Source organism: Streptococcus sp. LQJ-218 (assembly GCF_003428885.1).
Classification (GTDB): domain Bacteria; phylum Bacillota; class Bacilli; order Lactobacillales; family Streptococcaceae; genus Streptococcus.
The window spans coordinates 53,146-74,293 of sequence record NZ_QQRU01000004.1 but is presented as its reverse complement, the minus strand read 5'-3'; the positions used below and the strand labels follow the sequence as shown (position 1 = coordinate 74,293).

Sequence of the window (21,148 nt, the reverse complement as noted above, 5' to 3'; positions counted from 1 at the left end):
AGCACTTTTCAAAAAGAAATCAACACAAAATTAAGTTTAATTTAATATTTTATTATATTTATCTTTGTGTTATAGAATTCCTCCAACTACAATTTTTGTGATATAATAGTCTTATCTTTATTATAGAGGTAAAGTTATGAAAGAAACTGTTTATTTTGGAACTTATACACGTCGTACTTCTCAGGGGATTTACAAGGCAGACTTTGATACAGAAACTGGTCAGCTTGCAAATCTAGAACTTTTTGCTCCTGAGCCCAGCCCAACCTATCTTGCTTTTGACCAGAAGCAACATCTATACACTGTTGGTAGTCAAGACGACAAGGGAGGAATTGCAGCCTATCAAACTAACGGGACTTTATTAAATCATGTCGTTGAAGAAGGAGCTCCCCACTGTTATGTTGCTGTTGATGAAAAGCGTGATTTAGTCTATGCAGCCAACTACCATAAAGGACAGGTCCTTGTTTATAAACGTCAAAAAGATGGTAGTCTTCTACTTAGTGATGTTGATCAACATAGTGGCCAAGGTCCACATGAAAATCAAGCTTCCCCCCATGTTCACTATACAGACTTAACACCTGACCACTATCTAGTGACTTGTGACTTAGGAACTGACCAAGTTGTCACTTATGACCTTGATCAAGAAGGGAAATTATCTAAACTCTATACCTATCACAGCCAGCCAGGAGCAGGCTCACGTCACATCGTTTTCCATAACCACTATAAAATTGCTTATCTGATTTGTGAACTTAATAGCACTATAGAAGTTTTAATCTACGATGGTGTTGGCGAATTTGAACGCATGCAAGTCATTTCAACTCTACCAGACGGTTATGAAGGCTTTAATGGTACTGCTGCTATTCGTCTCTCTAAAGATGGTAAATACCTCTACGCCTCTAACCGTGGTCATGATTCTATCGCTGTATATACAATTCTTTCAGATGGTAGCTTAGAGTTATTAGAAATCGTTCCAACGCATGGTCAGACTCCACGTGATTTTGATTTGACACCAGACCAAGAATTCCTCATCGCTGTTCACCAAGACTCTGACAATGCAACCGTCTTTAAACGCAATCCTGAAACTGGTCGTCTAGCCGAACTTTCTAACGACTTTCATGTTCCTGAAGCTGTCTGCATCAGTTTTGCTCCTTAAGAATACATAAAAAATGAACTTGGTAACTCAAGTTCATTTTTTCTTATAGTCTATTTCCGACATTAATACGGTTAATGGCACGTTGCAAAGCAATCTTAGCACGACGTTCTTGGTCAATCAAGTGTTTGTCTTGTGCTTCTTCAATCTCACGCTCTGCTCGAAGTTTGGCACGTTCTGCGCGACTGATATCGATATCACGAGCACGTTCCGCAGAATCAGCAACGATTGTGATGATATCATTGGCAATTTCAATAACGCCTCCGTTCACTGCAATCCAGTTCACGTTTTCCTCATTATCAATACGTTTTACCTTTACTTCATCAACTGCTAAAACCGCAATCATATTTTCATGTCGTGGCAAGATCCCCATCTCACCATCCAGAGTTCGAACTGATACATAGCTGGCATGGTGATCATAGACGAGACCATCTGGTGTCACGATCTGGACAGTTAACTGAGCCATAGATCACCTCTTAAAATCCCATTTTTTCAGCTTTTGCAATCACATCTTCGATAGAACCTACACTACGGAAGGCATCTTCTGGCAAGTTGTCATGTTTACCATCAAGGATTTCCTTAAAGCCACGGACAGTTTCAGTAACTGGAACATAAGAACCAGGCTGGCCAGTAAATTGTTCCGCAACGTTGAAGTTTTGTGACAAGAAGAACTGGATACGACGGGCACGAGCAACCAAGGTCTTTTCTTCATCAGAAAGCTCATCCATACCAAGGATAGCAATGATATCTTGCAATTCATGGTAACGTTGAAGGACACGTTTTACTTCAGCAGCAACTGCATAGTGCTCTTCTCCAACGATTTCAGGTGCCAAGGCACGTGAACTTGAAGCAAGTGGATCAACGGCTGGATAGATACCCAATTGTACCAACTTACGTTCCAAGTTTGTAGTAGAATCCAAGTGAGCGAAGGCTGTTGCTGGCGCAGGGTCAGTATAGTCATCCGCTGGCACATAGATAGCTTGGATAGAGGTTACAGAACCCTTCTTAGTTGATGTGATACGCTCTTGCAATTGACCCATTTCTGTAGCAAGGGTTGGTTGATAACCAACGGCTGATGGCATACGACCCAAAAGGGCAGATACTTCTGAACCAGCCTGAGTGAAACGGAAGATGTTGTCAATGAAGAGAAGAACGTCTTGACCTTCTACATCACGGAAGTATTCAGCAATTGTCAAACCAGTAAGGGCAACACGCATACGTGCTCCTGGTGGCTCATTCATCTGACCAAATACCATGGCTGTTTTCTCAATAACGCCTGATTCTTTCATTTCCCAGTAAAGGTCATTTCCCTCACGAGTACGTTCCCCAACACCAGTAAATACTGAGATACCACCGTGTTCTTGGGCAATATTGTGAATCAATTCTTGGATCAAGACAGTTTTACCAACTCCGGCACCACCGAAAAGTCCAACCTTACCACCTTTAAGGTAAGGGGCAAGAAGGTCGATAACCTTAATCCCTGTTTCAAGGATTTCAGAAGAGGTAGACAACTCATCAAAAGTTGGAGCTTTTTTATGAATCGGCTGACGCTCAGCGTCTTCTGCAAAAGGAGCTTCCAAGTCAATAGTATCTCCCAAAACATTGAAGACACGTCCCAAAGTTTCTTTACCTACTGGTACAGAGATTGGACGACCTGTGTCCAATACTTCCATGCCACGAGTCAAACCATCTGTTGATTCCATGGCGATAGTACGGATCATACCATCTCCCAACTCCAAGGCTACTTCAAGGACGATTTTTGTTTTTCTTTCGTCATTTTTGTAGACGACAAGTGCATTGTTAATCTCAGGAAGTGTTTCCCCTGCTGCAAACAAGACGTCTACAACGGGACCGATAACCTGAGCAATTTTACCTGAACTCATCTCCTTCTCCTATTCTATATAAGATACTGTCGGTTCCTAGTCAACTAGGTCCTAAGTTCATTTTCATACGAGCTGGACTAGAGCTTATTCTAAGGCACTAGCTCCTGCTACGATTTCTGTAATTTCTTGTGTAATCGCCGCCTGTCTGGCACGGTTATACTGAATTGTCAAATCATTAATGAATTTCTTAGCATTATCTGTTGCTGTTTGCATGGCTGTCATACCAGCAGCATTTTCAGCTGTCTTGGCATCAATAATAGCACCGTAAATCATACTTTCTGCAAACTGGGGCAATAACTGTTCCAAAATTTCTTCTCGGCTTGTCTCCAATTCAAAAGTCAAGCTGTAGTCTTCATCTGCTTCATTGGGATCCAAGTCAACAATCGGAAGCATTTGTTCCACACGCATTTGACTGGTTAGCGTATTGACATGGTGGTTGTAGCAGACATAGAGTTCATCAAAAAGTTCATTTTGATACATTTCAACAGTTTTTGAAATAATCTTACGAACTTCATCAAAGCTTGGTTGGTCTGCTAAGCCACGTAATTCATAGAGTGGTTGAATACCGCGAGCTTTAAAGAAATCAGCTCCCATTCCACCAATACAGATCATTTCAAAATCTTTACCATCTGGATGGTATTCTTCTTTCAACTCCATAACGGCTTTCAGAATAGAGAAATTATAACCTCCAACCAAACCTCGGTCTGAAGTAATGACGATATAGCCTGTCTTCTTAACTGGACGACTAATCAACATCGGATTAGTTGAACTACCAGCTCCATTGCCATGAAGGATATCCGTCAAGAGTTTACGAACTTTTTGAGCATAAACTTGGAAGTTGCGAGCAGCTTCTTCAGAGCGACCTACCTTAGCAGCTGATACCATTTGCATGGCATTAGTGATTTGACTCGTATTTTTTGTAGAGGCGATTTTTGTTTTAATATCATTTAGAGATACTGCCATTTGACACCTCTATTCTTATTGGAAGCTGCTCTGATTGAGAAACTCTGTAATCGCAGCATCCAAGACTGCTTCTTCTGGCAAGTCTTTTGTATCACGAATGGTTTCTAAAATCTCTGGATGTCGAGCGTCAAAGAAGGCATGGAACTCTTCCTCGAAACGAACAATATCATCTACTGGAACAGTATCCAAGAAACCATGTGTCAAAGCATAGAGAATGGTTACTTGTTTCTCAACAGGTAGTGGTTTATGAACAGGTTGTTTCAAAACTTCAACTGTACGACGGCCACGGTTCAACTTAGCCTGTGTTGCCGCATCCAAGTCAGAACCAAACTTAGTGAAGGCTTCCAACTCACGGTATGAAGCAAGGTCGATACGAAGTGTACCAGCAACCTTTTTCATGGCTTTAATTTGTGCAGAACCACCTACACGAGATACAGATGAACCCGCGTCAATGGCTGGACGAATACCCGCATTGAAGAGACCATCACCAAGGAAGATTTGTCCATCAGTGATTGAAATCACGTTGGTTGCGATATAGGCAGAGATATCACCTGCTTGTGTCTCGATAAACGGTAGGGCTGTAATAGATCCACCACCAAGTTCGTCAGAAACCTTAGCTGAGCGCTCAAGCAAACGGCTGTGAAGGTAGAAAACATCCCCTGGGAAAGCTTCACGACCTGGAGGACGACGAAGCAAGAGTGACAGTTCACGATAAGCTACCGCTTGTTTTGAAAGATCATCATAAACGATCAAAACATGCTTCCCTTGGTACATAAATTCTTCCGCCATGGCAACCCCAGCATAAGGAGCTAGGAAAAGTAATGGAGATGGTTGTGAAGCAGAGGCTGTCACAACGATTGTGTAGTCCAAGGCGCCGTACTGCCGTAATGTTTCTACTTGCGTACGAACTGTTGATTCTTTTTGTCCAATCGCAACATAGATACAAATCATATCTTGATCTTTTTGGTTCAAGATTGTATCAATCGCAATGGTTGTTTTCCCTGTCTGACGGTCACCAATAATCAACTCACGTTGACCACGACCAATCGGTACAAGGGCGTCAATAGCTTTCAAACCAGTTTGCAATGGTTCTGATACAGATTTACGTTGCATAACACCAGGAGCTGGCGCTTCTACTGGACGAGTTTTATCAGTGTGGATTTCTCCAAGACCGTCAACTGGACGACCAAGCGGGTCCACAACACGACCAATGAGACTTTCACCTACTGGGACTTCCATGATTTTACCTGTACGGCGGATTGTATCGCCTTCACGGATATCTGTAAAGTCACCTAGGATGATAATACCAACGTCTGTTGACTCCAAGTTTTGAGCCATACCATAAGAGCCATTTTCAAAAATCAATAGCTCTCCACTCATGGCATTTTCAAGGCCATGGGCACGCGCGATACCATCCCCGATATAGGTTACAACACCTGTTTCAGTCACATCAAAATTGGGTTTGAAATTTTCAATTTGTTGCTTAATTAAAGCGCTGATTTCTTGTGCGTTAATTGCCAAAAGAACACCACTTTCTATTTCAAATTTTCTTTAACAACTTTAAGTTGTTGTTTAATACTCGCATCAATTGTCTTGTGATTGGCAAAAATGGCAAAACCACCAATGAGACTTTCATCGATTCGTTCTTGTACATTCCTTACTTTAAGAGACATTTTTTTCTCAATCAAGGGGAGTAAGCGACTCTTTTGTTCATCTGTTAAAGGATGAGCAGAAGTAATCGTCACTTCAAATCGATTCGTTTCTTTTTCAAGTCGGTTCAAACAATCCACAAGAATATCATAAAAAAGATTTGCTCTGTGGTTGTAGATAAGAACCTGAATGAAGTTTTGCAATAAAAGCGACACAGAGTCTTGAAAGAAAGAGATTGTTTTTTCCTTATCATACTCGTCTACTGCCACTTTTTTTAAAAAAGAAGGTAAACCTGTTTCTTCAGCAACTTGCTTGATTTGAGTCAAGTCTGAAAAAACACGGTCTTCTTCTCCCTTTTCAAGTACCAATTGGACAAAAGGCATGCTGTATTTTTCAATTACCTTTACTGTCTTCTTATCCATTAAGCTTCCCCTAACTGATCAATATACTGATCAATGAGTTCTTTATGGGCATAGCCATCAAGGTTTTGAGAGATGATTTTACCAGCCAAACTAACTGTCAAATCTGCTACCTCATCCTTAACGCTTTGTAAAGCTTCAACTTTGTTTTGCGCAATTTCTTGGTTTGCTTTTTCTTTTAAGCGTCCTGCTTCTAGTTTAGCATCTGCTAAGATATTTGCCTTACTTTGTGCAGCTGTTTCCTTTGCATTTTCAATGATTGTCTTGGCTTCTTTACGACTACCTGACAATTCATCTTCACGTTTCTGAGCCAACGCTTCTGCTTTTTGGCGTGCCTGTTCAGCACTGTCAATATCAGTAGCAATTTTTTCTGCTCTTTCCTCGAAAATACTTGTTATATTTGACCATGCAAATTTTTTAATCAAGACTAGCAAAAGAATAAAAGAGCCAGTAATTAAAATAAAGTTACCAATCAATTCACCTACTGTAACGTGCATCAGTTACTCCTTTCTACTCTTCTTCATCATTTATCTTATTTCCTAGGTACATAGAAGACAACATAGTAAACACATAGGCTTGGATGCAGGAAATAAATACAGAAAAGGCTGTCCAAGCCAAGTTAGCACCAAAAGCAACTGGATACCAATATAAAGCTTGATGAGACAGAGTGATTAGCAAACTAGCCATCACCTCTCCTGCAAAAATATTTCCAAACACCCGCAAGGCAAGTGATAAAAAGTTGGTAAACTCTTCTAAGATGTTCATGGGAGTCATGAAGCCAGGTGTGACATAGGCTTTTAGATATTTTTTTATCCCACGACGACGAATACCCTCGATGTGTGTCAATAAAATAACACCGAAGGATAAGGCTAAGTCATACTGTATATTTGCAGTTGGAGATGTCCAAGGATTGGTTCCATCTGTAGACTGTATCTTAGCCATCAAACCGAGGTTATTTGCCAGTACCATAAATAGAAAAAGAGCAAAGAAAAAGAGCGAGTAGTCTTTTATGTAGTGCTTACCAATGTTAGGTTCTGTAAATCCAATAACGAAGTCATAGAAATACTCAAGTACATTTTGCTTTCCTTTGGGTTTCAAGGTCATATTGCGACTCGCCCAATAAATAAAGCCAAAAACAACCCCCACAATCAACAAGGTCATGGCTAACATGGTCAAATCAAAGGTAACAGGACCAATAGAGATGGTTGGATTAATACTTTCTTCCATCTAAAATCCTCCCTTTTCTTCTCGTTCCGTTTGTCTATTTGATGATAAATGAGAAGACGAGGGTAATCAAGAACGTTCCTTCAATAAAGGCAATCCCCATAATCATCAAGCTACGCAATTCAGAAATAATATCTGGTTGGCGAGCTGCAGATTTAAGCAAACCGTTCATCAAAAATCCTTCCGCAAGGGACACACCCATACAGGCAAGACATAGACCAAAATATGTTAAATTCATGATAAATTCTCCTTTTGAATTAAAATTTACTTACTTAGTATAGTCCTAAAATTTCGATTTGTCAAATTTTTACCAACATTGAAAGCGTTTAATAGAAATTGTTTACAATTTTTCTATTTTTTGATCCTACTATATAGAAAATTTTGGAAAAAGCTTGTAATAAATCTAATTTTTATCTAGACTTTTCTGAAAAATCCGAGATAAAATCTCGGATAAAAATGTCTATATTTTTCTTTAAACTTTATTCTATTTAGTCAGTAGAATTAAAGACAAGGCAAGTAGAGAGATCTCTTTACCAACCTTGCTACTCTCATTAAGCACGAACTGTGACGCTTGTTCCATCTTCTTTGTAAAGATTAATCAAACCTTCTTTCAATGCACGGACCATATCACCTGCTTGTACTGGTTGTGGAACCTTGATGGTTAAAAGTTCCATTGGATTTGGAGCACGGTCGATTTTATTACCTTTAGCATCGTGCAAATCTTCGACATAAGTTTCAAAATGGCGGAAACCTGGACCATAAAATTCAACTTGGTCCCCTTCGTTAATAACGTTCCGTTGGCGAATGGTTGCTATTTGTGTCGCATCATCATAAGAAACAACTTCAGCTACAAACTTGTACTCAGGAATTTTACGACGAGCACCAAACAACTGCTCATTTTCAGATGGTGTACCATAGTAGAAACCTGTTGCTAATTCACGTTGGGCAACCTTCCACATCTCATCAATCAAGTCTTGCTTAATAGCTTCAAACTTCTCTGGACTTTCTAGATAAGCATCAACAGCTGCCTTATAGCAGTTAGTTACTGTTGAAACATAGTGAATAGACTTCATGCGTCCTTCGATTTTTAGACTGTCCACACCATTTTCAATCATATCTGGAATATGGTCAATCATAGACATATCAACGGCTGACATTGAAAATTCTTCAGGAATTTCACCCTTCAAGCTCTTGCGTTCTTGACCAAATGGCATATCGTAAAGATCGTACTTCCAACGACAAGACTGAGAGCAACCACCACGGTTAGCATCACGCATACTCATGTGATTTGAAAGCGTACAGCGACCTGAGTAGGAAATACACATGGCACCATGTACAAAGGCTTCAATCTCAACATCTGTACGTTTGCGAATTTCTGCCAATTCTTCCATCGAAACCTCACGCGCCAAAACGACACGCGTCAAGCCCAATTCTTTCCAGAACTCAAGGGTTTCATAGTTAGTGGCGCTGGCTTGAGTAGAGAGGTGAATTTCAAGACCTGGTGCTTCAGTAGCTGCAATCATAATCAAGGCTGGGTCAGACACGATAACCGCGGCAATCCCGATATCACGCAGTTTACGGAACCACTCACCTGCACCAGCCTCATTTCCTTCGTGCATAACCATATTGGCAGCTACATAAACCTTCGCTCCGTACTTGGCCGCAAACTGGACGCCTTCTTCCATCTGTTCAAAGGTAAAGTTACCTGCACGGCTGCGAAGACCATAGGCCTGACCACCGATAAAGACAGCATCTGCTCCATACTGAACAGCTACTTTTAGCTTCTCTAAAGTCCCTGCAGGTGATAAGACCTCAGGACGTTTTACTGTTTTTGTCATGTTTTCTCCTATTTGCAATATAAAAGTTTGACGTTTTTCCTTCTCATTTTATAGTAAATAAGTGATAAAATCAAGCCTAGACAGATTGTTTTGACAATTCTAATCTTTTAAGTTATGCATAATAACTGTTAAACTGTAGAAAATTAACCTAGTCTTAACAAGTAGTCAAAAATCCAGATAAAGTAAAAACCAGTATCCAAAGATACTGGCTCGTTAAACTACTTAAATTAGTCCTTAGATGACTACTCCCACTCAACGGTTGCAGGTGGTTTACTTGTGATATCGTAGACGATACGGTTAACGTGATCCACTTCGTTTACGATACGTACTGAGATTTTTTGAAGAACTTCCCAAGGAATTTTGGCAAAATCAGCAGTCATACCATCGATAGATGTGATAGCACGGATTGCAATCGTGTAGTCATAAGTACGACCATCACCCATAACACCGACTGAACGAACACCTGTGTTAACAGTGAAATATTGCCAGATATCGCGGTCAAGACCAGCTTTAGCAATTTCCTCACGCAGAATAGCGTCTGACTCACGAACAGTCTCTAGTTTTTCTTCAGTGATTTCACCCATGACACGGATAGCAAGTCCTGGTCCTGGGAATGGTTGGCGCCATACGATATGGTCTGGCATGCCAAGTTCTGTACCAAGGGCACGAACTTCGTCTTTATAGAGAGTGTTGAGTGGTTCGATCAATTCAAACTGCATGTCTTCTGGAAGACCACCCACGTTGTGGTGTGACTTGATCGTTTGAGCTGTATCTGTACCAGACTCGATAACGTCTGTATATAAGGTACCTTGAGCAAGGAACTTCACATCTTTGAGCTTGCTTGCTTCGTCATCAAATACATACACAAACTCATTACCGATGATTTTACGTTTTTGTTCAGGATCAGAAACACCTGCAAGTTTATCAAGGAAACGTTTTGCAGCGTCTGCTTTGACGATATTCAAACCAAACTTACCACCAAGCATGTCCATAACTTGGTCCGCTTCTCCTTTACGAAGAAGACCGTGGTCAACGAAGATACAGATCAATTGATCGCCAATAGCCTTTTGGAGAAGAACTCCAACAACAGATGAGTCAACCCCACCTGAAAGACCAAGAAGGACACGTTTATCACCGACAGTCTCACGGATTTTTTGGATCTGCATGTCGATGAAGTTATCCATTGACCAGTCGCCTTTAGCCTTGCAGATGTTAAGGGCAAAGTTACGAAGAATGTCATTACCGTATACAGAATGACGAACTTCTGGGTGGAATTGGATACCGTAAATGTGTTTATCTGGGTTTTCAATGGCTGCGTATGGGCAGTCAGCGGATGTACCCGTACGAACAAAGTCAGCAGGAATTTCTGTTACAGCATCACCATGGCTCATCAAAACAGTCTGTTCATCAGGTGTTGATTCAAACAGCGCTGATGCTTTGTGAGTCAGGGTTGATTGACCGTATTCACGGTTTCCAGCATCAGCTGCAGGAACAACTTTTCCTCCAAGTTTATGGGTCAATAATTGCATACCGTAACAGATTCCCAAAATTGGAATTCCAAGTTCGAAGATTTCTGGGTCAATATCGAATGAACCATCTTCGTATACAGAGTTTGGACCACCTGAAAGGATAATTCCTACAGGATTGATTTCACGAACTTCAGCAGCTGAAATTTTATGGCTCTTTAGTTCTGAAAAAACACCAATCTCACGGATTCGGCGTGAAATCAGCTGGTTGTACTGGCTACCATAGTCCAATACGATGATTTTTTCGACATCTTTCAAATCAGTTGAAATGTTACTCATCTTTTTCCTTTCTCAAAAGAAATATCTTTTTCCAATATTCTATCACAAATAAGGCCGAATTACCAACTAAACAAGGCGAAGTTTGACTTTTTCTTGTTTATTGGGGTACAATAGAGAAAAGATAGAAATGAAGTGAAAACATGCTACCAGCTTATATGAAAATCCATGATCAGGTTAAAAAGGATATTGACGAACATCGTTGGGCTATTGGAGAGAGGCTTCCCAGTGAACGAGATTTAGCAGAGCAGTTCGATGTCAGTCGTATGACCCTCCGCCAAGCAATTTCCCTCTTGGTCGAAGAAGGTGTTCTCGAGCGCAGAGTTGGAAGTGGCACCTTTGTATCTAGTACACGTGTGCAAGAAAAGATGCGAGGGACAACCAGTTTTACTGAGATTGTCAAATCCCAAGGTAAAGTTCCCTCTAGTCAACTCATTTCCTACAGAAAAACTATTCCAAATGAGCAAGAAGTTGCCAAGTTAGGAATTTCTCCAACGGACAATATTATCCGAATGGAACGTGTTCGCTATGCCGACCAAGTTCCTCTGGTTTATGAAGTTGCTTCTATTCCTGAAAAATTCATTAAGGATTTTAGGAAAGAAGAAATCACTAGTCATTTCTTCCAGACTCTACAAAAACATGGCTACCGTATCGGTAAATCACAACAGACTATTTATGCTCGTCTCGCTAAGGAAAAAATTGCCCACTACTTGGAAGTTGAAAAAGGACATGCTATTCTTGGTTTGACCCAGGTTTCCTACCTAGAAGATGGTACTGCTTTTGAATATGTAAAAAGTCAATATGTAGGCGAACGTTTTGAATTTTATCTTGAAAATAATTAGATTACTACACAAAAAACTCTCTGTCATCACGGACAAAGAGTCTTTTTATTTTTCTAAGAGTAAATCTTTCAAAGAAATCAGGATTACAGCAACTAAAATCATTGCCATACCAAGAAAATCAATGGGATAAAATTGTTCATTCATAATCAGGGAGGCAAAGAAAACCGCCGAGATTGGTTCAATTGAAGCCAACAAGCTTGACTTGACCGGTCCAATCAGACTGGCTCCCTTTAAGAAGGCTGTATAGGCAAAGACAGTCCCGATAAGAATAATGCCCGCAAACGCAAGAAGAAAATCAAGACTAGTTGGGGTAGTAGCTTGTAGAATTCCTGTAAAAGGAAGGGCGACCAAACCAGCTATGACCATTCCCACACCAATAACCAAACTACTCCCCCACTTCTTAATCAAGGCAATGGGCAAAATGATATATAGTGCATAGGTTAAGGCAGAAAAGAGACCCCAGAACAGGCCTGCAGGTGTCATAGATAACTTGTCCAACTGCCCATGAGTGGCGATCAAGAAGGTCCCTCCAATAGCTAATATGATGGAAACAATCTCTCCCAGTGTCGGAGCCACCTTATCCTTGATACAACTATAAATCAAAATTCCGACAGGACAAACATACTGAAGTATAGTCGCGGTGCCTGCATTGGTCTCCTGAATAGCAGTAAGATAAGCGAATTGGTTGAGAAAAAGTCCAATCAGAGCAAAAATAAGAAGAGACAGCAAACTCTTTCTATCCTTTAAAAAGGCCAGCATTTTATCCTTTGCAGTAGCATAAGCCAAGAGCATGAGGATTCCACCAGCGATTAAAAGACGCAAGTTGGTCAAAACTAGAGCGGAAATTCCGTGTGCCATCAGGTATTGGCCACTCGTTCCTGACAAGCCCCAAGCAATCCCAGCCACAACTGTTAATAAAGTCCCTTTTAGAATGTTTGACATGTCTCTCCTTACGCTTCTTTACGAATCAAGTCCATCACTTGATTACGGTCTACAATCCATTGAGCACGCTCATCCTTTTCATAGGTACGATTCGATAGGAAAATGGCCGCTTCTTGCTTCTGACGGTTCCACATGATAAAAGTCCCTGTATAGCCCGTATGGTCTAGCCAATCTCCTTCCAAATTCCATGCTAAAGAACGTTCCTTGTCATCCAAAGGAGAAAAATTTTGACTCAAATCTCTTGCAAAATCATCTGCTAAATAGTGTTCTAAAAAGACTTGTAAATCCTTTACAGTCGAAAATAAACCAGCACTACCCGCATGTCTGCCCAGGAGACGAGCCTTGGGATCATGTATCATGCCTGCATCTACACTCCTAACTGTTGGAACAGCAAGCCCAACCGGCCCAAACTGGGTTTCATTCATTCCCCAAGGATTAAAAACTTGCTCCTGCAAAATCACATCCAGATCTTGATTAAAGATTCTTTCCAGAATAAAGCCCAACAGCAAAAAATGGACATCTGAATAAAGAAAGGTTGGGTGACTTCGTCTCTTGAGATGAAGCATCGCTTCCTTTAATTCAGGCGCTGTTAAAAGATCACGATTGGGAATAAATGGATCGAGATCTGTTGCGTGAGTTAAGAGCTGGCGAATAGAGATGTCTGGATAATCACTCTCAGCTAAAAAATCGGTTACCGGTCTGTCAATATCTAGTTTACCTTTTTCCCACAAAAAGGTACAAACTGTGCCAACCCCAACAACCTTGCTGACACTGGCTAGGTCATAAACGAGTCCTGCCTTAGTCTCCAAACCAAGCTCTGGGTCACTCTGTCCTAAATAGAACTCCGTCCATTGATTGTCCTTAAAATACGCAAAAGAGGCTCCGGGATAAATCCCTGCCTCGATTTGTTCTTCTATTTTTTTAATAATCTTGGTCCACTTCATACTTCTTCAAACCACAATTCAACATTATTTCTATCTTTACCGAGGAAGAATTTGTCAGACTTAGGAATAAAATATTCGGTAGACTCAAACTTCTTGCTAAGATTTACTATGTCTAGTTCATTTACCAAGAGCTTGAGCATAGATAAGTCCCAGGTAACCGTATTGTCCACAGTCAAATCCTGCCCCTGAGCTGGGATAAAATCAAGTGATGCTCCAATTTCAAATGATTCCAAGAAACTTTCGATATCAGTTGGGAGATGTATTTCCATGGAAATCTCAAATTTACTCAAAGAAATTGATTCCAAATCTGTTTGAAATTCAGGTTTTTCCTCTACTTCTACTAAACTTTCTCTGTCATCTTCCGCATGAATCAAAATTAAATCATCTTCTGGTGAGAAAACTTCAAAAGCGTAGCCTTTTTGACCTTTATATAATCGATAAATCGAATCTATTTTAGATAAGAGTCCTTCGATTTCCAAGGGATTTTCTACCTTGACAATCAATCTAGCTAGTTTTTTTCTTCCCTCTACCTTGCGAGTACGCATACTTGGAGCTTCTTCTAAAACTAGCTTTTCTAGACCTGTTTGATCACCTAGTGACAGGAAGGCAGACTCTTCTAACAAAACCTTCATGCCAAAGGTTTCAATATAAAATGTTTCATTTAATTTTCTATTATTAACTTTTAAAGTAGGAATAATCCGTACAATTTGATTTACATTCATAAATTCCTCCAACTCTTTTATTTTAAAGGATTTTAGCATTTTTTACAAGATATTATGCTCAAATTTACCGATTTTTCGTAAAATTTTCTCTAAAAAAAACCGAGGATTTCCTCGGTTTCAATTTCTTATAGGTAAAGGAATTTGAAGATAGCTACTGCCGCAATTGCTGCTGCGATAGGTGCTACTACTGGTACCCAAGAGTACCACCATTTTGAATCACCTTTGTGCTCACCAAGAACTGATTTTGGAAGAAAAGCATGAAGGAGACGTGGTCCCAAGTCACGGGCTGGGTTCAAGGCAGGTCCTGTAGGTCCACCAAGTGATGTAACCAAGGCCATAACAAGGAATCCAAGTGCCAAGTGAGCAATTCCAAGACCAGATGTCATAAATGGTGCTACTTGTTCTTTAGCTTGATCAAGTGCAGCTGTTACTTGTTCTTGAGGAATTGTTTGACCTTGAGTGGTTGCTTGAGCAACTTGAGCATTGATAGCTGCTTGTGCTTTTGATACTAGTTCAGCACCAAAGAAGTTTTTAGTCATTCCAAGAGCTGCAAAGAAAAGAACAAATGAACCGATAAACTCGTTTACAAAACCGTTAACAGTTGCTACAAAGCGTGATTCTTTTGTACCTTGATCCAAACTTGAGATTGTTGAGAAAGTACCCAAGATATTGTTTGGATTTTCAGTTTTCAAGTAGTATGGGCGGTGTGTTGCAACAACCAAGGCTTGACCAAAGATTGCTCCCAAAACTTGCATAATGATGTAAGGTGCAACCTGAGCCCAAGGGAAAAGTCCGCTAACTGCTAGACCAAGAGTGAAGGCTGGGTTGATGTGGTTACCTGATACGTTACCAAACATCAAAGCTGGAATCATAACCCCCATACCATAACCAACAGCAATAACGAGCCAGCCACTTTGGTGACCTTTCGTACCTTTAAGTTCAACGTTGGCAACTGCACCATTTCCAAGAATGATCAAAATAGCAGTTCCCAAGAATTCTGTGGCATATTTAATAGCCCATGTGAAATCCATTTGATAGATTCTCCTTAAAATTTTTTTGACAATCCTTATTCTATCAATTTTTAAGCCTTTTAGCAACAGGTTTTCTAAAAGAATATATAAGAAAGCGGTTTTATTATGCTACTATTAATCCGTCTCTCTCCGCTAGGAGCGAGACAAAAAAACACCCGCTATGCGGGTGCGCGTCGAAGGTTATACAAAAAAACTCCAAACGCGATACAATAAAGGTGTTCAAGCCAATTGTAAAGCGAAAGGAGAAAAATATAGCACAAAAGGTTCTTTTGTCTTGTTCTTGTTTCAATTGACTATATTTCTATACTTTTTCTTCCTTTCTCTGTGAAAATCGCAAGTTTTTCCCACCTTTTCTCAATACTGAAACAACATCTTTCCAGAACTTCAATAATTTCTTTTTGTGTTAAATCACTATTTAACTAAATCTTTAGAGGTAATACCTTTTCAAAGCTACTTTTTTACCATAGGTTTTGAGCCTTCAACACAGATTACTAATCCAAAAATGCTCTAAATTTTTGAAATTCTAACAAATCCCACTCAACTTCATCATCATCTTTGACTTTCACAATATCTTCCTCAAAATAACATGGAATAAAGATAGTTTTCTTTTGAAATGGGTTGTAGGAGGAAAATCTCTCCTACACTATTATTGATTCTGATAGAAAATTGCAAAATATCATCTACCAAACTTTCAATTATTAAGATTTTTTACAGTTTATCTGAATTAGAATCGCAAGGCTTCTCAATAATATAATTGTCGAATTTTTTCACTCTAACTTCCTCTCCACTATTTCTTCCTTTATCAAGAAAAAGTTACCTCAATATTAATAAAGTACAATTCTAAATTAACTCCAATTATTGATTCATGATACTATTTCAGTAACTCATCGTGCAATTAAAAACAAGGATTTTTATTTCAGACGATCCATCGTGAACACTTCATCAGCCATCTCCCAAATTGCCGGATTATGTGTTGCGATAATGATTAGCCTATTATCATCTCGAAGAGATAGCAAAATCTCCATAATCAACTGAGAGGTTGCTGGGTCTATTGAAGCTGTTGGCTCATCTGCCAGAATAAGGGGTGGATTCTTTAAGATAACTTTTGCCAAGGCAACCCGTTGCGATTCTCCTCCCGATAACTCAAAGATGCGCTTATCTAGGTCAAGATAAGCCAGGCCGACCTGTTCTAAAGCCTGCTTTTGCCTCAACCGCTGTTCCGACCGACTCAACTTTTGACCAATGAGACCTAGCTTAAGGTTTTCTTCAATACTTTGGTTTTCAATTAAGCCAAAGTTCTGGAAAAGGTAGCCCAATTCGTGACGGAAAAAATCACTCGATTTATAATTGGCCAAGTCTTTACCTCGGTAAAAAATCGTCCCATCATAAGATTCTAATTTCCCAATCATGTTCATCAAGGTTGTTTTTCCGCTACCACTTGAACCAATTAAGGCATAGACTTTTCCAGCCTCAAATGTCATTGAAAGATTCGAAAATAACTCTCGTTCTCCAAAAGATTTACTCACCTGTTTAAGTTCAATCATATTAACCTCCCTTCAAAACAAGCATGGACATCTTGTTTTCTTTCTGCATTTGGACATGTAACTGTAAAAGAGATAGACCAGTAAAGAGTAACGAGACTAAGAAAGCAACTACTATCTCTACCATAAGAAATACACTCGCAATAAATCCCAGTAAAAACACACCCAGTTGAGCAAAGAGATAAGTGCGATGGATTTCTAAGAACCTGAGACCTGCAATGCGTTTGATAAAAATGGCACGTCTAAATTCTTCAAAGTAGAGCCTATTCATAGTGTTAAACAACAAGATTGAAGTTGCAATCCCAAGCACAGCTCCTGCTAGCATTACCCAACGTTCCCTCTGGATATTATCCAATAATGTGATGTAGTTGTGGTAACCTGTTTGCATTTCTGAGACCCAATTTTCAACGCCTTGTCTCTGGATAAGCTCCTGGGCATCAGACAATTGATTAAAGAGAACGTAGTTCTGTACTGCGTCTACCCAAAACAAAATGGACTGTGGACCAGTTGATTGGGGTGTTATAACAATGATGATTGGATCTTTCAAAAACTGCTGGTAAGAAATAGGGGTCGTATTATACACAAAACGATCCTGACCTGATTCCAAATAACCTACCGTAGCAGTCATTTGCTGTCGTTCATCTTGACTAGACATGCGACTGGTTAAGTCGTCTTCAAAAACAGATTTATAATGTTCTTCCTCTGAACGGAGGTGTTCAGGCAGCAATAAGACAACCCCCCCTACATCAAGGTGATTCATTTTTTGCTCAATAGTTGTATCTACAGGAATGTTTTGACGCTCCAAGTATTGCGGTGTGACGATAAGGACATTGCCATTCGGGTTGTAATCGTGCCATTCTGTAGAGGTTATAAAGTTTTTGGAGGAAGCCATGCCATTTTGCAAAGTACGGTCAATTAACTGGTGTCTAGATAAGAAAGCCTTTTGTTCTGAAACAGCCAGATCCATCAATTGATACCAAGTTCTGAGTTTCCTTTGAGCTTGTTCATCAAAACCAGGACTCGTTCCTTCACGGCTGATTGATAGGGTAATCAGTTGCCTTTCCTGGCTCCAAGCCTCTTGTCCAATCCGATGCTGTTGCCAGGCTTGGGAATACTTTAAGCTACTCCCTATTCCCAGCGTTACAATAATAATCGCTAATAGTTGACCGATTAAAATCAAACTAATGATTCCTCTGACAGGCACTTGCCCTTTTATAATCTGCATCAGGTGTATCTTTTTTATCCCAACTGCGAAGAGTTGAGCGAAAAACAGGGAGATCGACAACAAGATGAGATTATAACTGAGCAAGCCTGCTCCTATGGTCATTAGGGATTGCGTTGGAAGCGACAGAATTTTTTGCATAAGAATGGCGAGCACGCCAGCTAAACTGAAACCAACAGCTATCCCTTTCAAATCCTCACCAACTGGTCTTAGGAAAATGGACCACCGTTTCTCTCCTGAAATGAGGCGAATGCCCGACGACCGTAATTGGCTAATTTGACTAATTAAAGTCAGTGCTCCAAAGGTTAAGATGAAAATCAATAAACCGATTAACTGAAATCCGTTACTAAAGATAGCCATTAACGTAGATAGTTTAGATGGAATTGTCAGGTGCATGTTAGTCAAGCCAAGTTGACTTAGCTCCTCCCTTAGCAAGTGAATATCTAGGTGTCCATCGAATACAAAATAGTTTGTTTCAACACTACTACTTTGAGCATCTTCTAGATTTTTTTCCTGTAGCCCATCAGGCAACTTTCCGTTCCCAAAGGTTGTATAAGAAAACACTGGAGTACCTTCTGAGTTAGGATCCTGGTGTTGAATCGCAATAAAGCTATCCGTTTCTTCTGCTAGTTTTTCCAAGCGTGTTGCAACATGCTGAAAAGTTGTTTCAGGGGAAGAATCACGTACAACAACGTTGGGGTAATAATAGGAGACATATGTATCAGTCCAAATGGTAAATACCCAAACAAAGAACAAACTAGCAAGCAGGTTGGATATGAGTATAAATAATTTTTTCATAGTGCATTCCTTATTCTAAAATAGAGGACAGAAATACCCCTGCCCTCTATAAACTAACAAGCTTACTAAACTATTGATAAAAGAATCTTCTTCAATTATTCTTTACCATCCCGCATCAAATTTTTAACATATTATTACTCCTCTGAATGAAATATTATGAAAATGAGCGAAATGCAACTACATATTTTAATTAGAAATCTCAGTCTGAATTATAGTATCCTATTTTTTCCTCCTTTCTAACTGCACGTTCCTTTCTACAGACAGAGATCTAATTTTATAAACCAATCTTAAATACTTTAGATTTTGTAACTCATAATTTTCAACAGTTGGTTAGCTATGAAAGCATTTTATCAAACATCACCATTCTTATATCTATCTGGTATTATTACAAGCTCTCATCAGAATACCTTTCTCTAAATAGTTGAATTTTAAAGTAATACGAAGTCAATCAGCCTTCCCAACATCAAAACCATTGGACTTCTTTTGTGATTGCACTCGAATCTCTAATTGTTTATTCTTCTGAATGAATTGTTGGTAAGGAATTGTATTACTAAACATAAAAACACCTAGTTATGAAGATGAAACCGCTTTCTGTTTCCTTGTTTTTATTTTAGTATATATATAGTATTCAGTCAAGTGTTTTATTATATTTTGAACTTTTTTTATTAGGCTAACTTCTCAAAGTAACTTCCACTTGCCTAACCGAAGTGGAAATTAGTCTAAAACGGATTTTTATGGTGGAATTAAGTGTGAGACGTTTGAGTTAGAAATGAGGTCTACTATGATAAAACATAAACACCTTACCCTTTCAGACCGTAATGATATCCAATTAGGCTTAGAGCGCGGTGAAAACCTCAAAGCTATTGGACAATCCATTCTAAAGGACCCAACTACTGTTTCCAAAGAAGTCAAACGAAACAGGCAAGTCCGAGAGTCTACATGCCATAACTTTCCTTGCCCTCTACTCGACAAGGCTCCCTTTGTCTGTAATGGAAGCCCTAAAAGAAGACAAAATTGTGGCTATAAGAAGATTTTATATCTCGCTAAACAAGCTCAAAAACAATACGAACAAACTCTTGCAGAAGGAATTTGTGAACAGAGCCAGATTAGTAAAATTGAGAGAGGGCATTTCATTCCCTCCGCAGACCTTTTGTTCAAACTCTCACAACGACTTGAAGTACCATTAGATTATTTTTTTAATGAACAAATTGAAATTAAATCTAACCTCTCTAATTTCAAGCAATTGTCTGCTCGACTATTAGATGACAGAAATTATGACGATTTGGAATATCTTTATAAAATAGAGGTTGAGCGAAGCACCTTTCTAACACTAGAAGACCGAACTTACCTTGAATGGATTAAAGCTATTATTGACTTCTATCAATATGACAGTAAGTATGAGGCTATTTCTTCATTGGAAAATATATTATTAAAAGTCTCCTCAAATACTCTGATTTATTTAAAGGTATTGAATACTCTATCTAATTTCTATTCCTTAGTGGGTCGTGAACAAGAATATGAGGCAAACTACTCTCATTTAATAGAGTTATATCAGACAAAAAATTTTGAGCATCAAGAGTTTTTATTTGGCTACATCAGAGTTCGTTACAATTACGCTCACTACCTAGTGTCAAAGGAAAAATATAGCGAAGCCATTCAAGAAGCTCTTGAGACGATTGAATTCTGTAAACAAAGACAGACAAGCTACCAACTGGCTCCTCTACTTATTCTTGTAGGAAATGCTGGAGGCAAATTTCTAGACAAAGAACAAGTCAAAAATTATTATATAGAAGCAAGAGAGTTATGTAAGATTTATAACAATCCTTTAATGTTGATGAAGATAGAAAATTATTTGAAAGAATTGGATACTGTTTAGTTAATCTTGACATTATAGTTTTTCTGAAACGTTAAATAACCTATAAGGCTGATAGTGAAATTAATACTATCAGCCTTATTTCAAATTTATATTCTTCGAAAATCTCTTCAAACCACGTCATTTCTATCTCCAACCTAAGAACAGCATTTTGAGCAACCTACAGCTAGCTTCTTCCTAGTTTGCTCTTTGAGTTTGATTGAGTATAAGTTTAAGACTTTTCAGATTATAGCACAGCCTTGTCATAATTGAAAGAAAAAATTTAAACTAAGGATTGAGTTTATTTGCATCATCAACTATGAGTTTA

The 21,148-nt window shown here is 39.2% G+C and carries 18 protein-coding genes and 3 pseudogenes; 3 read left to right on the top strand and 18 right to left on the bottom strand.

Annotated elements, in window-relative coordinates:
- Positions 1-136 precede the first annotated feature (136 nt).
- Positions 137-1,150, top strand: coding sequence for a lactonase family protein (locus D2908_RS04525; protein ID WP_117305213.1), 1,014 nt, complete (start codon positions 137-139; stop codon positions 1,148-1,150).
- 43 nt (positions 1,151-1,193) lie between these two features.
- Here D2908_RS04525 and D2908_RS04520 read toward each other — a convergent pair whose 3' ends face one another.
- From D2908_RS04520 to guaA, 10 genes are all read right to left on the bottom strand, one after another.
- Positions 1,194-1,613: a F0F1 ATP synthase subunit epsilon gene (locus D2908_RS04520; protein ID WP_117305211.1), complete on the bottom strand. Its 420-nt coding sequence runs from the start codon at positions 1,611-1,613 to the stop codon at positions 1,194-1,196.
- A 10-nt stretch (positions 1,614-1,623) separates the two neighbouring features.
- On the bottom strand, positions 1,624-3,030 hold the full coding sequence (atpD, locus tag D2908_RS04515; protein WP_117305209.1) for a F0F1 ATP synthase subunit beta: 1,407 nt from the start codon (positions 3,028-3,030) through the stop codon (positions 1,624-1,626).
- Between the two features lie 84 nt (positions 3,031-3,114).
- Positions 3,115-3,993, bottom strand: coding sequence for a F0F1 ATP synthase subunit gamma (locus tag D2908_RS04510; RefSeq protein ID WP_117305207.1), 879 nt, complete (start codon positions 3,991-3,993; stop codon positions 3,115-3,117).
- A 15-nt stretch (positions 3,994-4,008) separates the two neighbouring features.
- Positions 4,009-5,514 (bottom strand): F0F1 ATP synthase subunit alpha, encoded by a 1,506-nt coding sequence (atpA, locus tag D2908_RS04505; RefSeq protein WP_117305205.1) that lies wholly within the window; start codon positions 5,512-5,514, stop codon positions 4,009-4,011.
- 14 nt (positions 5,515-5,528) lie between these two features.
- Positions 5,529-6,065 (bottom strand): F0F1 ATP synthase subunit delta, encoded by a 537-nt coding sequence (locus D2908_RS04500; protein WP_117305203.1) that lies wholly within the window; start codon positions 6,063-6,065, stop codon positions 5,529-5,531.
- Positions 6,065-6,559, bottom strand: coding sequence for a F0F1 ATP synthase subunit B (atpF, locus tag D2908_RS04495; protein WP_117305201.1), 495 nt, complete (start codon positions 6,557-6,559; stop codon positions 6,065-6,067). The genes D2908_RS04500 and atpF overlap by 1 nt, the downstream gene beginning before the upstream one ends.
- A gap of 13 nt (positions 6,560-6,572) precedes the next feature.
- Complete coding sequence (gene atpB, locus D2908_RS04490) at positions 6,573-7,289, bottom strand: F0F1 ATP synthase subunit A (protein ID WP_117305199.1); 717 nt, start codon at positions 7,287-7,289, stop codon at positions 6,573-6,575.
- 34 nt (positions 7,290-7,323) lie between these two features.
- Positions 7,324-7,524 (bottom strand): F0F1 ATP synthase subunit C, encoded by a 201-nt coding sequence (locus tag D2908_RS04485; protein ID WP_049497680.1) that lies wholly within the window; start codon positions 7,522-7,524, stop codon positions 7,324-7,326.
- A 313-nt stretch (positions 7,525-7,837) separates the two neighbouring features.
- A complete protein-coding gene (locus tag D2908_RS04480) occupies positions 7,838-9,124 on the bottom strand; it encodes a U32 family peptidase (RefSeq protein ID WP_117305197.1) in 1,287 nt (428 codons plus the stop codon).
- 242 nt (positions 9,125-9,366) lie between these two features.
- The gene (guaA, locus tag D2908_RS04475) at positions 9,367-10,929 is read right to left on the bottom strand and encodes a glutamine-hydrolyzing GMP synthase (protein ID WP_117305195.1); all 1,563 of its coding nucleotides are present in this window, start codon (positions 10,927-10,929) and stop codon (positions 9,367-9,369) included.
- Between the two features lie 140 nt (positions 10,930-11,069).
- On the opposite strand from guaA, the gene D2908_RS04470 reads away from it, so the two are divergent.
- Positions 11,070-11,768: a GntR family transcriptional regulator gene (locus tag D2908_RS04470; RefSeq protein ID WP_117305193.1), complete on the top strand. Its 699-nt coding sequence runs from the start codon at positions 11,070-11,072 to the stop codon at positions 11,766-11,768.
- Between the two features lie 45 nt (positions 11,769-11,813).
- Here D2908_RS04470 and D2908_RS04465 read toward each other — a convergent pair whose 3' ends face one another.
- From D2908_RS04465 to D2908_RS10235, 8 genes and pseudogenes are all read right to left on the bottom strand, one after another.
- A complete protein-coding gene (locus tag D2908_RS04465) occupies positions 11,814-12,710 on the bottom strand; it encodes a DMT family transporter (RefSeq protein WP_117305191.1) in 897 nt (298 codons plus the stop codon).
- Between the two features lie 8 nt (positions 12,711-12,718).
- Positions 12,719-13,654 carry a serine hydrolase domain-containing protein gene (locus tag D2908_RS04460; RefSeq protein ID WP_117305189.1) on the bottom strand — a complete coding sequence of 312 codons (936 nt, stop codon included), beginning with the start codon at positions 13,652-13,654 and terminating at the stop codon, positions 12,719-12,721.
- Positions 13,651-14,376, bottom strand: coding sequence for a CppA N-terminal domain-containing protein (locus D2908_RS04455; RefSeq protein ID WP_117305187.1), 726 nt, complete (start codon positions 14,374-14,376; stop codon positions 13,651-13,653). The genes D2908_RS04460 and D2908_RS04455 overlap by 4 nt, the downstream gene beginning before the upstream one ends.
- A 125-nt stretch (positions 14,377-14,501) precedes the next feature.
- Positions 14,502-15,407: an aquaglyceroporin Gla gene (gene gla / locus D2908_RS04450; RefSeq protein WP_117305185.1), complete on the bottom strand. Its 906-nt coding sequence runs from the start codon at positions 15,405-15,407 to the stop codon at positions 14,502-14,504.
- 576 nt (positions 15,408-15,983) lie between these two features.
- A pseudogene (locus tag D2908_RS04445) lies at positions 15,984-16,178 on the bottom strand (hypothetical protein).
- Positions 16,179-16,318: 140 nt separating this feature from the next.
- Complete coding sequence (locus tag D2908_RS04440; RefSeq protein ID WP_000571434.1) at positions 16,319-16,951, bottom strand: ABC transporter ATP-binding protein; 633 nt, start codon at positions 16,949-16,951, stop codon at positions 16,319-16,321.
- A gap of 1 nt (position 16,952) precedes the next feature.
- Positions 16,953-18,968 (bottom strand): DUF1430 domain-containing protein, encoded by a 2,016-nt coding sequence (locus D2908_RS04435; protein ID WP_117305184.1) that lies wholly within the window; start codon positions 18,966-18,968, stop codon positions 16,953-16,955.
- 444 nt (positions 18,969-19,412) lie between these two features.
- Positions 19,413-19,577, bottom strand: a pseudogene (locus D2908_RS10235) (PhrA family quorum-sensing system peptide).
- A gap of 172 nt (positions 19,578-19,749) precedes the next feature.
- On the opposite strand from D2908_RS10235, the pseudogene D2908_RS04430 reads away from it, so the two are divergent.
- Positions 19,750-20,793: pseudogene (locus tag D2908_RS04430) on the top strand (helix-turn-helix domain-containing protein); the annotation flags it as partial.
- Between the last annotated feature and the right edge of the window lie 355 nt (positions 20,794-21,148).

Coding starts and splice junctions, on each gene's coding strand:
- D2908_RS04525 (WP_117305213.1), top strand. CDS start 137: ATGAAAGAAACTGTTTATTTTGGAACTTATACACGTCGTACTTCTCAG.
- D2908_RS04520 (WP_117305211.1), bottom strand. CDS start 1,613: ATGGCTCAGTTAACTGTCCAGATCGTGACACCAGATGGTCTCGTCTAT.
- atpD (WP_117305209.1), bottom strand. CDS start 3,030: ATGAGTTCAGGTAAAATTGCTCAGGTTATCGGTCCCGTTGTAGACGTC.
- D2908_RS04510 (WP_117305207.1), bottom strand. CDS start 3,993: ATGGCAGTATCTCTAAATGATATTAAAACAAAAATCGCCTCTACAAAA.
- D2908_RS04500 (WP_117305203.1), bottom strand. CDS start 6,065: ATGGATAAGAAGACAGTAAAGGTAATTGAAAAATACAGCATGCCTTTT.
- atpF (WP_117305201.1), bottom strand. CDS start 6,559: ATGCACGTTACAGTAGGTGAATTGATTGGTAACTTTATTTTAATTACT.
- atpB (WP_117305199.1), bottom strand. CDS start 7,289: ATGGAAGAAAGTATTAATCCAACCATCTCTATTGGTCCTGTTACCTTT.
- D2908_RS04485 (WP_049497680.1), bottom strand. CDS start 7,524: ATGAATTTAACATATTTTGGTCTATGTCTTGCCTGTATGGGTGTGTCC.
- D2908_RS04480 (WP_117305197.1), bottom strand. CDS start 9,124: ATGACAAAAACAGTAAAACGTCCTGAGGTCTTATCACCTGCAGGGACT.
- guaA (WP_117305195.1), bottom strand. CDS start 10,929: ATGAGTAACATTTCAACTGATTTGAAAGATGTCGAAAAAATCATCGTA.
- D2908_RS04470 (WP_117305193.1), top strand. CDS start 11,070: ATGCTACCAGCTTATATGAAAATCCATGATCAGGTTAAAAAGGATATT.
- D2908_RS04465 (WP_117305191.1), bottom strand. CDS start 12,710: ATGTCAAACATTCTAAAAGGGACTTTATTAACAGTTGTGGCTGGGATT.
- D2908_RS04460 (WP_117305189.1), bottom strand. CDS start 13,654: ATGAAGTGGACCAAGATTATTAAAAAAATAGAAGAACAAATCGAGGCA.
- D2908_RS04455 (WP_117305187.1), bottom strand. CDS start 14,376: ATGAATGTAAATCAAATTGTACGGATTATTCCTACTTTAAAAGTTAAT.
- gla (WP_117305185.1), bottom strand. CDS start 15,407: ATGGATTTCACATGGGCTATTAAATATGCCACAGAATTCTTGGGAACT.
- D2908_RS04440 (WP_000571434.1), bottom strand. CDS start 16,951: ATGATTGAACTTAAACAGGTGAGTAAATCTTTTGGAGAACGAGAGTTA.
- D2908_RS04435 (WP_117305184.1), bottom strand. CDS start 18,968: ATGAAAAAATTATTTATACTCATATCCAACCTGCTTGCTAGTTTGTTC.